Source organism: Bacteroidia bacterium, assembly GCA_023228875.1.
Taxonomy (GTDB): Bacteria; Bacteroidota; Bacteroidia; order NS11-12g; family UBA955; genus JALOAG01.
The window spans coordinates 11,335-23,601 of sequence record JALOAG010000009.1 but is presented as its reverse complement, the minus strand read 5'-3'; the positions used below and the strand labels follow the sequence as shown (position 1 = coordinate 23,601).

Here is a 12,267-nt window from a genome sequence, read left to right as displayed (position 1 = left end):
TTTGCTTAACTACTCATTCTAACAACAAAGTACACATATCTATACATAAGAACTAATGTATGGATTGGAAAAGGTAAAGAATTAAATTAAAGTCTCTTTTGTAATTAGGTCTTGTCTTGCTCTTTAAGATATCTGTAACGGTTGCGGGCTTCAAAAGAATGTAAGCTGCCGCTATAATCCAACAGCAATTTTTCATAAATTTCCATTGCCTTTTGTTTGTCATTGAGTCTAAAATCATAGAGTCTGGCTAATGAAATCAATGCATCGTCTGCTAGAATATCAAAGGAATATTTTTGTATTAGGTCATTGTAGAAAACTATCGCAGAGTCAATATTCCCTGTCTTTTCTGTTATTCTTGCTTTCAAAAAGAGAATATCGTCCGAAAGCTCATTGTATGTGTATTGCTGTTGCAAAGAATCCAAAACAGCAATACTCTCCGAAATTTTATTCTGAAAAAGTAAGAACTCCGCGCGAGCATATTTCCTGAGAGCTTCATCAGAAGTGTCTAATCCTGTATTTTCAATAATTTGCAATGACAGTTCTATTGCATTATTTGAAATTAGCTGTGTAGTTGCTCCTTTCAGCACTTCCAATTGTGTTAACGCCCATTCAAAATCACCTCTGAAATAACATAGTTTGGCAAATTTGAATCGCGCTTCTTGACCAAGTGGATCATTCTTAAAATCTGTTTCCACCTGTTTATACAATAAATGTGCATCCCACTCACCGCCAGCAATTAAGTATGCATCAGCCAATTTGAGTTTTGCATTTCCTTTTTGTATTGTTGAGGATCCGGCTGTTTCAATGAATTTTTGGAGTTCTTCAATTCCTTTTTGAGGCTGGTTTAGATAATAAATATAAATGTCTGCAAGGTCCAGTCTGGCATTTTCCGCTCCAGGCAAAAATCCTCTTTCTTGAAGAAATGCAAGGTAGTCTTGGGCTAATTTCTCTAACTCCTCTTTGCTTGCACCGCCCCCCTTGCGAATTTTGAGCAATCTGGTTTTGAGCAAACCACTCACCGCATTGTTATAGTAGTAAAAATCCTTGCCTCTATCTACCAGATTTTCATAACATCTTATTGCGGTGGCATAAGCATCGTTATCCAAACAAATCTGTGCAAGTTCAATGAGTTTACGACCTGTTTTTCCTGTTCTCAAATCCAATGCACGTGTTTGCAAAAATGCTCCGTTCCAATCCTTTTGCTGTACAAAGGTCCAAAAAAGCAGTTCCTGATAGGCTTCATTGTCGGGGCTTTTTTGTAAACGTGCTATAAGCTCATTTTTTAATTGTTCAAAATGCTTGTCTTCAGTCAGATACAGCTGCAAACGTGTTTTGATGTTTTCTAAGTAAAAAGCATTAAACTCAAGGTGTTGTAAATATTCGCCAAACAAGGCTCCATACTCGCCTTTACCTGCATACAAATCAGCAAGTTCCATTGTGTAAGCACGGTCATTAGCATTGTATTTCCTTGCTTGCAAATACGTCTGAATAGCCAAGTCTATATAGCCTCTTTTCTGAAAAGCAGTTGCCAATTGCGGAGCCTGTCCCCTGTAATAGGTTTTAGTGTCAGTAATCAGTTCTTCAAATACTTTCTGTGCTTTTTTAGAATCACCTGATTTGTCTAACACCCAACCATAGTCAAGCTTTAATGTTGCATTGTCAGGGAAATTTTTGGATTGTTTTTGGGTAAATTTAAGTGCATCTTTATAATTATTTAGCCGAATTAAGCACTGTAAATAGTTTTCGTAATAGGTATAAGAAAAGCGATTTTTGCTCAACAATTCTTCATACAATTCCAACGCTTTTTCATATTCGCCCGAAGCAAAATAAGTAGCAGCTAATTTTTCTTTATTGTCATTTGGCTTGGTTTGAGCAAAAGCATACTGCCAGCCCGACAAGGCAAGGAACAGTGCAAACACACAATACTTGCTATAAACTGCCAAAAACTTCAAATTGTAATTATATTTCAGCTTCCACAGCCTGCACCTCCGGCACCATGCGTTTAAGCAAGTTTTCTATTCCGGCTTTCAGTGTAAAAGTAGATGAAGGACAACCGCTGCAAGAACCTTTCATTACAACGGTTACAATTCCATCTTTAAAAGACTTAAATGAAATAGCCCCACCATCCATTTCTACAGCAGGTTTTACATGCTCTTCTAACAACTGCTTTATTTTGAACACGACTTCATTTTCATCGTCTTCGCTTAATGATTGCGGTATTGTTACGATTTCAATCCCGCTTTCAATTAAACTTTTCACCTGTTCTTTGATTGTAAGAGCCAACTCTCTCCAATCTGCATTTGGCTTTTTAGTAATTGAAACAAAATTATTCATAATAAAAACCCCATCTACATCAGGGTTTGCGAATAATTCGAGCGCTAGTGGAGAGTCCGTAGCATCTTCTTTGCTGCGATAATCTGCACTGTCATTGGGTAATATCATTTTGTTGAGTACAAACTTCATAGACTCCGGATTGGGAGTGCCTTCAACAAAAACGCTAACTGTGTTTTGAATCATGATTGTATCTTTTATTATTGGACTTGCAAAGATAATACACAAAAACAGATTCGATATTAAGTACCTACAGTCTGATTGCCTCTTTCCGTCATATCACACCGATTTTCTATTAACAATTCCTTTAGCACATATTCAGACTTTCATTATTGAACATATCTTTGAAGCTATAAATATGGTTGTAAAAAATAAACAAACTCCCACTTTCTCCATTTCAGAAGATGCTAATGCTCTCGCTGTTGTACAAAAAATCAAAGCAGAACACCAAGAAGACTTTGATGTGGTTTTACATGGTGATAACTTTGAATGGCTCATCAGTTCTTTTATTGACCTGAAAACAAATTTTAGCAATATGAAAGTGCTATATCTCACAGACAACACCAACAGCCAAACACTTATTGACAGCCTCATAAAGGCAGGTATTGACGGCATTGTCTTTAATGAGAACATTTCGGACTCGGAAATGAAAGAAATTTCTCAAAAAATAGACAATAAAAATACGGCTGTATCAAACCCGGATGATATAAAAAAACTCCATACGCTAAGGGCGCAAGTGGATGAATTGGATTACAAACTGCTTCAAACAGCAGTAGAGCGATTAAAAATAGTAAAACAAATAAGTGAGATTAAATCGGGTTATCACATTCCGGTTTTTCAACCCGAAAGATATATTGAAACAAAACAAACAGTAGATCAGGTGGCAAAACAAACCCAAACAGACAAGGCATATCTTCAACGGCTGATTGATGCTTTGCATCTTGGTTCTGTCATTTCACAAGTGAAATAACCCTTCTTTATTCATTTTGAATAATGGCATAGCCGAAACCACCGTTTCCAATCACTTGTATAACATATTGTCCGGCTTGCAAAGTACTTAGGTCAATTTTGTTTAAATCCTTTTGAGTTAATACCATGCGTCCCTGTATGTCATACAATGAAACCACATATTTATTCCAATGTTGAGGAATATCAATAGTTACATGGCTGTTATTGCTTGGGTTCGGATAAACATTCAGTACAATATTATTGTAAGGGTTGGCATAGATTGAGGTGTTGTGTGTGGTATCTGTATTGGTGGTGTCATTGTTGGTAGTGTCAGTATCCGGAGTATAAGAATTGCTGTCCCTATATTTTATGCTTGTAACCGTTTCGTTGTTTAAAACTATAGTTGAAGTTACCCATAAAGCAGGATAGTGTTTACCTTGTACTAAAAATTTGTATTCCACTGTCTTTCTGGGAATTCCTACTTTAATAAAGTTGATTAGAACAGAGTCAATTTCATCCACTTCGCTTCTAACCCTGAGGCAGTTCACAGGGGTTGTAAAATAAGGTGTTGTAATAACTCCCCATCCGTCAACATTGGTTGTGCGCGTACCTTTCATTTTCACACCTCCCAGTGTAGGTATTGGAATCGCGAGGTTGAAGGTGCTTGTTGCGCTATCGCCATATTGGAGTGGTAAGAAATACAACTCGTCTTCATCTGTATAGTTAATGGGGGTTGGAATATTTGAGATTTTTGCTGCAAATCCCTCTGTTACAAAGCGAGACGGACTGCTCTTTATATTGAAGAAGTTGTAAATATCATTGATTGACACAGGCAACAAGCTTCCAAGTCCGGGAATAGAATCACTTACTTTAAATCCGTATGCTGAGGGTGAAATTGTAATACCATAGGTAATATTGACTTGTGCGGCTCTTCTATATACATCAAAGCTGTCATTGAGTTTAGTCAATGAGCTGAAATCCCATATATAAGACGCACCCGTATTGTTTTTATTAAAACCACTTCCGATAATATTTGCATTGCTATAAAAAAACTGTATCTCCTGACACAGGCATATCTGCTGTTGTAATGGTAATTTGTGCTGATGCTTGTGAAAGTGTAACACAACCCAAGATTGTCATAAAAAGTTTCTTAATCATTGTTTTTTCAAAAGTAATTGAGATTCAAAAATATTCTAAAAAGCCTTCATTTTATCCACCAAGCAGGAATTATTTTTTAAAGATAAAATATACGGCAAGCACTAAGAAAACAAACCCTATGATATGGTTTATTTTGATAGACTCTCCTTTGAATGCAAGGAGTGTAAAACCTGTAAACACAAGGAGCGTAATCACTTCTTGTATCACTTTGAGCTGCCATATTGAGAAAGGTCCTCCATTGCCGACAAAACCGATTTTGTTAGCCGGAATTTGCGCTGAATATTCCAACAAAGCAATAAGCCAACTAAAGAGAATTACTTTTAACAAACTCAGATTTGAAAACCACGCATAGTCTTTTAATTTAAGATGTCCATACCAAGCAATAGTCATAAAGACATTAGACAAAAGCAACAATAAAATGGTGTACACGCCTCTCATCATATTAGTATAATAAGATGGCAAATATAAGAGACACTCTTATGCGCTACGTGAATAATGAGGGAGGATTTTTATGTAACAGCTAACATTAATTCTTGTAAGAATACTCCGCTTCATAACATAACAAAGCCACACTGATTATACAGTGTGGCTTTTAGCTTTGCCTTAAACAATTTTATTTAACTAATTTTTTGATTTCGTCTTCTAATTGAAATTCCGCTCCTTCTGTATAGCCAATATGTTGATATACTATCTTTCCATTTTTATCAACTAAGAAAGTCATAGGAGGGTTGGCAACATTGAGTGCGCGGGCTAAGTCTTTGTTTTCATCCAACAAAATGATATAAGGCCATCCTTTTCCGTTTACTAAAGGTTTTACTTTGGGAACATTACGCGCATCATCAACCGTAACTGCAACGTACTCAATACCGTATTTCTCCACCCATTCATCATAATGTTCGTTGATGTTGTCCAATTCTTTGATACAAGGTCCACACCAAGTAGCCCAAAATGATATTACCGTAATTTTTCCGTTTGCTCCATAATCGCTGATATTGTGAATTTTACCATCAATATCCTTTAGCTGAATAGATGGCAAGTCGTTTTGTGTTTTAAGAGTAAAACTAAGCGCGACCATTGCTATCATTGAAAGAAGGATTGTATATATGTATTTCATAAGTGAAAATTTTTATGATATTAAGAATTCAATTAATGTGCCAAAATTAGGCTTTATTTATTTGGGTGACTCTCTGAAAAAATAAAAAAACCCATAAAAAATGACATCGCCATAATGCTGACTTGTCTTTCTAAAAGGGATTCAAAAAATACAGAAACGAACAGAATAACAACTACGCCCAATCCAACATAGTTCTGTCTTTGAGCAATAATAAACACGATAAAAATAAGCAGTAATATGATTGCACCAAAAATACCGGTTTGCAATCCTGTTTCCAAAAACTGATTATGGGGGTTTTTTCTGTTTATCTCACGCAAAGTAGTATTGCGTTCAATATACTTTCGTTGCATTTCTGCTTCTACATCTCCCAACCCTATCCCCATTAACGGCTGTTCTTTCCATAACAACAAGGCGTTTTTCCATGCTTCTACTCGCATGGCTACCGATTTGTCATTGGCATCCTTGGCATGAATAATTGTATCTAAATCTTCAAGGCTGTTTGCCATCCTGTTTTGTAATGAATCTGAAACAAAATAGGCTGTAATAGGCAACAGTATTAGCAAGGGCACATATTTAACATATTTTATCATCCCTTGTTTTTTTAGAAAAATTAAAGCTCCGGCAAATAGGGCTACATAAAAGCCTAAGATTCCTGTTCTTGCAGACAGTATGTGCAGGTTTGCAATATTGATTATTGTAAAAAAAAGAATGACATAAAAGAAAACATTGTTCAGTTTCTCTCTTTGTGAAATCAACAAATACACGCCTATCAAACAAGCAATAGCATTTAAAACAGAAAATTGAATATGATAAACACCATATCCAAAGAAAATTGGGATAGGCTTTGCACTGCGTATCAAAGGGTCAAAATACTCTTGATTTAATAGATAAACGACTGCGCTTACTGTTCCTGTCATGTAAACAAAAAAGATATAAATGAACAGGATTAGGTTACGTTGAGTTGCAGAAAAGCGCACAAAAACAGACCATAAAAATGGAGAAAGTAAAAAAGGCAATTTGAGCAGCAGTTTACGTTGTCCCTCCTGCATGTTATCTGAAAGCAACCATCCTGTCAAATGAAACAACAACAAACCGACAAAGAGCAATGTCAGTATTTTGTTATAGCGGTTATTTCTATACTCATTCAAAAGAAATTTTACTCCTACAATACCCAACAACAAGATTCCTCCCATAGAAATACTCATAAGAGCGGGAGAAACAAAAAGAGCTGCCATAAGAAGACAGCTTAGGAAAAAAGCAGTTTGGATTTCTAATCCTTGTTTTCTATCTGAAAACAGAGTAAGCATTAGCGGGCATAATTAACCCTAACTTCTTTGGTTGATTCAGTAATTCCTATCTTTTTGGCTAATGTAGGATTAATTTTTGCTACCTGATCAGCAGGTGCTTTAAAATTGGCTACCACCCTTGCAAAAGCAGATTTTCCGTTCTCTAGATTGGTAATCATAACAATGGTGCCAATGCGCGCAGAAGGGTGTTGAATAAAGTTGCGTTCTTGAGATAGTTCACCTTCGGTACTGATTGTAACCTTGCCCGTTTCTACTATTTCGTCTCCAACGGTTTTGGTTTGTTTAGAAGGAATCGCAATGGTATTTTCCTCAGAAGGATTTCCTTCAACCTTGTCTGTTTTAATAACCTCAGCATTGGTAATGGTCTGGTTCTTTGAATTATTAGACTCAGGAATTGCAATAGGTTCTTGATTAGGTGTTACTTTGGGAGTAGCAGGTTGAGCAGGAGTTGTTTGTTGTGGAATAGCAATAGAAGCCGCAGGTGCGCTAACAGCAATCTTTTGTCCAACAGAAATAGTTTCTCCGTTCAATCTGTTCCAGTTTTTGATATCATCAACTGAAATGCCGTATTGTGTAGCAATTTTATAGAGGGTTTCACCGGCTTGCACGGTGTGGAACTTGGTTTCAATCTTGGTTTCACCATTAGGAACCGGAGTATGAGCAGCCGCTTTTTTTGTGGGAATCATAATGACAGCATCAGCTTGTAGTCCCTTATCTACACCGGGGTTTGATTTTATGATTTCATTCACATCAACATTATACCTTCTGGAAATGGCATATAATGTTTGCCCTTTTTCGACCTTATGAAGTATATAAACAATTCCGTTTTCGGTCTTTGTTCCAATGGAATCTTGAGGCATTGCAAATGAAGCAAAGGGAACAAGCAGCAGTATTAGCAACAATTTTTTCATTTTGGGTTTATTAATTAAATCTGTTTTCAAAACAGAAGTTCAAAAATAGAGCCATTATTTTATTGTGTACTCATATTGGGCATTTGCCAAACGCACTTAGTATCCACAAATGCAACATTTTGCATTGAATATTATACAATTGAGAAAACAAAAAAAGAGGGCTTTAAAAAAAGCCCTCTCATAAAAAATGATTTAGTTTTCTTTAAGATAATTTCTCAGCACATACTGTAGAATACCATTGTTTTTATAGTACTCAATCTCAATAGCAGAATCTATACGTGATTTCACTTTGAAATTAGTAACTTTTCCGCTTGGGTGTGTAGCTGTAACATCTAATACCTTGTGAGGAGTTAAATTATCAGCCAGCCCTTTAATATCAAATGTTTCTGTACCATCTAATCCAAGGCTTTGTGCATTTTGACCATCGGTGAATACTAAAGGAGCAACACCCATTCCAACCAAGTTACTACGGTGAATACGTTCGTAACTCTCTGCAATAACAGCATGTACTCCTAAAAGGAATGTTCCTTTAGCAGCCCAATCCCTTGAAGAACCGGAGCCATATTCTTTTCCTGCCAAAATAACCAAGGGAGTATTTGTTTTTTGATATTGCATTGCTACATCATACACAGTTTCTTCAACTCCACTCGGCAAATGTTTGCTATATCCTCCTTCTTTAGATGAAATCTTGTTTTTAATACGCACATTGGCAAAAGTTCCGCGCATCATCACTTCATGGTTTCCACGTCTTGAGCCATAAGAGTTAAAGTCTGCTTTTTGTACACCGTGTTCAATCAAATATTTACCGGCTGCACTGATGTCTTTAAACGATCCCGCAGGAGAAATATGGTCCGTAGTTACTGAATCGCCCAAATATAAAAGAACTCTTGCCCCGGTAATATCCTTCACCGGCTCCGGAGTGACTTTAAGATTTTCGAAGAAAGGAGCTTCTTTGATATAAGTTGATTTCTCATTCCAATTATAGCTTTCATCAAGGTTAACCTCTAAGTTTTGCCAATCGGTTGAGCCGTCAAAAATCACATCATAGACTTCTTTAAAATCACTTTGTTTAACACATTCATTGATGGTGTTAACAATCTCCTCTCTGCTTGGCCAAATATCCCTGAGATATACAGGACTTCCATTAGGATCAAAGTCAATTGGGTCGTTAATCAAGTCAATATCTACCCTTCCCACCAATGCATAAGCAACAACCAACATTGGAGACATGAGGAAATTCATTTTAACCTGTGGATGAACCCTTGCTTCAAAGTTCCTATTTCCCGAAAGAACAGATGCAACAACAAGTTCGCCTTTGTCAACTGCTTCTGCAATATGTGGAGGAAGAGGACCTGAATTACCGATACATGATGTACATCCATATCCAACAGTATGGAATCTCAATGCATCTAAATGTTGGTTTAAACCGGAACGTTCCAAATATTGAGTTACTACTTTAGAACCCGGAGCAAGCGAGGTTTTAACCCACTCTTTTGTTCTCAAACCTTTTTCTACGGCATTTCTAGCCAACAGACCTGCACCAATCATTACAGCAGGGTTTGAGGTGTTAGTACAACTTGTAATAGCAGCAATAACTACACTTCCATCGCTTAGAATAAACTCTTTGTTTTTTTGTTTGATTCTGACTGATTTAAGTCCTTCCTTCACTACTGTCATGTGGGATTCGCTCTCAACAGGTATTTTCCCGAATGTAAATTCTGTTCCAGAGCCTCCGTCTGTCAACCAAGCACACTCTTTTCTTTTGTCTAATTCTGTATAGTCTCTGTTAAATTCTTTTTCTAATAATGATGCAAACTGTTTTTTAAGATCTTTAACAAAAATCTTGTCTTGAGGGCGTTTTGGACCCGACACTGTAGGTTCGAGCGTTGACAAATCAAGTTCTACCACTGTAGAGTATTTAATATTTTCATGACCTGTTCTCCAAAGCAGGTTTTCTTTGCAGTAAGTTTCAACAATCTTAATTTGTTCCTCGCTTCGGTTAGTAGTACGCATATATTCAAGCGTTCTGTCATCAATAGGGAAATAAGTTACGGTACAACCAAATTCAGGAGACATGTTTCCAATTGTCGCACGGTCTGTAACAGTCAGGTTGTTTAATCCGTCACCAAAAACTTCAACAAACTTACCTACTACACCTGTATCGCGTAATGTTCTGGTGATAGATAGGACTAAGTCAGTAGCAGTACACGCTTCAGGGATTTTTCCTGTGAGTTTGAGACCTACAACTTCGGGACAAGTAAAGAAAATGGGTTGTCCGAGCATTGCAGCTTCGGCTTCAATTCCTCCCACACCCCACGCAATTACTCCAATTCCATTTACCATAGGTGTGTGTGAGTCTGTTCCTACTAAGGTATCAGGGAACAACCATCCTTCTCTCTCTGTAATGCCTTTTGCCAGGTATTCAAGATTTACTTGGTGGCAAATCCCCATTCCGGGAGGAACAACTGTAAAGTTCTTCAATCCTTTTTGAGCCCATTTTAACAATTCATAGCGTTCTTGGTTGCGTTCAAATTCTAATTCAACATTTTTGTCATAGGAATAATCTGTTCCATAATAATCTACTTGCACCGAGTGGTCTATAACCAAATCCACAGGGATTGCCGGATTGATTTTTTGTCCGTCTTTCCCATGTCTTACATATTCAGCTCTGAGAGAAGCCATATCTACTACAGCAGGCACACCTGTAAAGTCTTGCATCAAGATACGTGCAGGCATAAAGGGAATGTCCTTATCATTAGGCTCCGGTGTCCATTTTGCGAGTGTATTTACATGGTCGTCTGTGATACTGAATGCATCATAATTTCTTAATACGTTTTCAAGTAAAATTCTGATACTGAATGGTAAATGCTCAACACTACCCTGTGGTAGATCTTTTAATGAACAATAGTTATAAGTTTTGCCATTGACATTGATTGTTTTAACTGCTATGGGTTTTTTGGTACTCATTTTACTATAATATTTAATTGGTGTCTAACTTTGTTATGGGGTTGCAAATGTATTGATTTTTGTTCTCTTTGACGGGTTGATTTCGCTCTAAACGTTAATTAAAAAGATTCTACATAACCTTATTTTCAATTTGTTTAAATCTTAGAAAAAAAGATTGTCTTGATATTGACAAACTCTTTGATTCCCTCTTCTGACAATTCTCTGCCAAAACCGGAATGTTTTACTCCTCCAAACGGAAGTTTAGGGTCTGAGCGCACTAATTGGTTGAAAAATACGGCTCCTTCTTCGAACAAATGTGAAAATTGAGCATATTCTTTTACATTCTTAGTGCAGATTGATACGCCAAGCCCAAAGTCGGTTTGATTACTTAGTTTAATTGCCTCGTCAAAGTTTCTAAACTTAATGACAGCTGCAACCGGTCCAAATGTTTCTTCTTTAAAAACCGGCATTTCCGGTGTTACATCTGTGAGAATAGTGGGTTCAAAAAATCTGTCGCCCCTGTGTCCTCCAATATAAACCTTGGCACCCATATTCACCGATTGGTTTACTTGTGTTTCGAGTTTTATAGCCAAATCGACCCTTGCCAAAGGTCCAATATCGGTTTCCGGATCAAGCGGGTCTCCCATTTTAAGTTCTTGTACTTTTGCAGAAAACCCCTCTAAAAATGCATTATAAATTCCTTCTTGAACTAAGAATCTTTTGGCTGCAATACAGCTCTGTCCCGCATTTCTGTACCTTGCATTGACTGCCTTTTCTATGGTACTGTCCAAGTCGGCATCGTCTAAAACTATAAAAGCATTGCTTCCGCCCAGTTCTAACACTGATTTTTTAATCACTTTTGCAGCCTGTGCCGCTACAATCGAACCTGCCTTTTCACTACCTGTCAATGAAACTGCTTTGACTGCCGGGTGTTCTATTACATGAACTACGTTTTTCTCTTCAAGGGGTAAATTTTGATATACACCTACTTCAAAACCTGATTTAATAAAGATTTCTTCCAGCAACCTTGCACATTGAGGAACATTGTCCGCATGTTTGATTAAAACCGTATTGCCAGCCAGAATTGTGGGAACGGCAAACCTAAAAACTTGCCAAAAAGGAAAATTCCACGGCATAATTCCCAAGATAACTCCCATTGGCTCATAACGCACAATGGCATCGTAATTCTCTGTAGAATATTCTCTGTCTTTTAAGAAATCATTGCAGTTATCCGCATAATAATTGCAGTTTAATGCACATTTTTCAATCTCTGCTATTGCTTCTGAAACCGGTTTTCCCATTTCAGAAGAAAGGGTTTTGGCAAACTCTTTTTTATTGGCAAGTAAAATTTCTGCGGCTTTTCTAATGGCTTTTATGGGTCTATTGTGAAATTGGGCACGATGCCTTTCATAAACTTGCTTTGCTTTTTCGATTTTATTGAAAGCTTCTTCTGTTGATATATACTCGATTGACATGATAAACTGCAAATAATGGTGCTATTTATTTAATAGCTCCGCAAAGGTATAAAAAGACAAAGGTGGTATTTATAATT

At 37.0% G+C, this 12,267-nt stretch carries 10 protein-coding genes; 1 reads left to right on the top strand and 9 read right to left on the bottom strand.

Annotated features, from left to right (window positions below):
• Positions 1 to 104: 104 nt before the first annotated feature.
• Positions 105 to 1,919: a tetratricopeptide repeat protein gene (locus M0R38_09320; protein MCK9481942.1), complete on the bottom strand. Its 1,815-nt coding sequence runs from the start codon at positions 1,917 to 1,919 to the stop codon at positions 105 to 107.
• 40 nt (positions 1,920 to 1,959) lie between these two features.
• Positions 1,960 to 2,517, bottom strand: a complete 558-nt coding sequence (locus M0R38_09315; protein ID MCK9481941.1) for a NifU family protein — start codon at positions 2,515 to 2,517, stop codon at positions 1,960 to 1,962.
• Here M0R38_09315 and M0R38_09310 point away from each other — a divergent pair.
• Positions 2,516 to 3,301 carry a chorismate mutase gene (locus M0R38_09310; GenBank protein ID MCK9481940.1) on the top strand — a complete coding sequence of 262 codons (786 nt, stop codon included), beginning with the start codon at positions 2,516 to 2,518 and terminating at the stop codon, positions 3,299 to 3,301. The genes M0R38_09315 and M0R38_09310 overlap by 2 nt on opposite strands.
• A 7-nt stretch (positions 3,302 to 3,308) precedes the next feature.
• On the opposite strand, the gene M0R38_09305 is transcribed toward M0R38_09310, so the two are convergent.
• The 7 genes from M0R38_09305 to M0R38_09275 form a co-directional block, all read right to left on the bottom strand.
• On the bottom strand, positions 3,309 to 4,247 hold the full coding sequence (locus M0R38_09305) for a T9SS type A sorting domain-containing protein (GenBank protein MCK9481939.1): 939 nt from the start codon (positions 4,245 to 4,247) through the stop codon (positions 3,309 to 3,311).
• Between the two features lie 259 nt (positions 4,248 to 4,506).
• Positions 4,507 to 4,875 (bottom strand): DMT family protein, encoded by a 369-nt coding sequence (locus M0R38_09300; protein ID MCK9481938.1) that lies wholly within the window; start codon positions 4,873 to 4,875, stop codon positions 4,507 to 4,509.
• Positions 4,876 to 5,050: 175 nt separating this feature from the next.
• Complete coding sequence (locus M0R38_09295) at positions 5,051 to 5,551, bottom strand: TlpA family protein disulfide reductase (protein MCK9481937.1); 501 nt, start codon at positions 5,549 to 5,551, stop codon at positions 5,051 to 5,053.
• Between the two features lie 53 nt (positions 5,552 to 5,604).
• Positions 5,605 to 6,786, bottom strand: coding sequence for an O-antigen ligase family protein (locus M0R38_09290; protein ID MCK9481936.1), 1,182 nt, complete (start codon positions 6,784 to 6,786; stop codon positions 5,605 to 5,607).
• Between the two features lie 71 nt (positions 6,787 to 6,857).
• Entirely contained in the window at positions 6,858 to 7,769 is a 912-nt protein-coding gene (locus tag M0R38_09285; GenBank protein ID MCK9481935.1) for a LysM peptidoglycan-binding domain-containing protein, read from the bottom strand.
• A gap of 192 nt (positions 7,770 to 7,961) precedes the next feature.
• Entirely contained in the window at positions 7,962 to 10,736 is a 2,775-nt protein-coding gene (acnA, locus tag M0R38_09280) for an aconitate hydratase AcnA (GenBank protein ID MCK9481934.1), read from the bottom strand.
• 134 nt (positions 10,737 to 10,870) lie between these two features.
• The gene (locus tag M0R38_09275) at positions 10,871 to 12,190 is read right to left on the bottom strand and encodes an NAD-dependent succinate-semialdehyde dehydrogenase (protein ID MCK9481933.1); all 1,320 of its coding nucleotides are present in this window, start codon (positions 12,188 to 12,190) and stop codon (positions 10,871 to 10,873) included.
• Positions 12,191 to 12,267: the final 77 nt, after the last annotated feature.

Excerpts from the sequence above, each read along its gene's own strand:
- M0R38_09310 (MCK9481940.1), top strand. The coding sequence starts at position 2,516 with ATGATTGTATCTTTTATTATTGGACTTGCAAAGATAATACACAAAAAC.
- M0R38_09315 (MCK9481941.1), bottom strand. The coding sequence starts at position 2,517 with ATGATTCAAAACACAGTTAGCGTTTTTGTTGAAGGCACTCCCAATCCG.
- M0R38_09300 (MCK9481938.1), bottom strand. The coding sequence starts at position 4,875 with ATGAGAGGCGTGTACACCATTTTATTGTTGCTTTTGTCTAATGTCTTT.
- M0R38_09295 (MCK9481937.1), bottom strand. The coding sequence starts at position 5,551 with ATGAAATACATATATACAATCCTTCTTTCAATGATAGCAATGGTCGCG.
- M0R38_09290 (MCK9481936.1), bottom strand. The coding sequence starts at position 6,786 with ATGGCAGCTCTTTTTGTTTCTCCCGCTCTTATGAGTATTTCTATGGGA.
- M0R38_09285 (MCK9481935.1), bottom strand. The coding sequence starts at position 7,769 with ATGAAAAAATTGTTGCTAATACTGCTGCTTGTTCCCTTTGCTTCATTT.
- acnA (MCK9481934.1), bottom strand. The coding sequence starts at position 10,736 with ATGAGTACCAAAAAACCCATAGCAGTTAAAACAATCAATGTCAATGGC.
- M0R38_09275 (MCK9481933.1), bottom strand. The coding sequence starts at position 12,190 with ATGTCAATCGAGTATATATCAACAGAAGAAGCTTTCAATAAAATCGAA.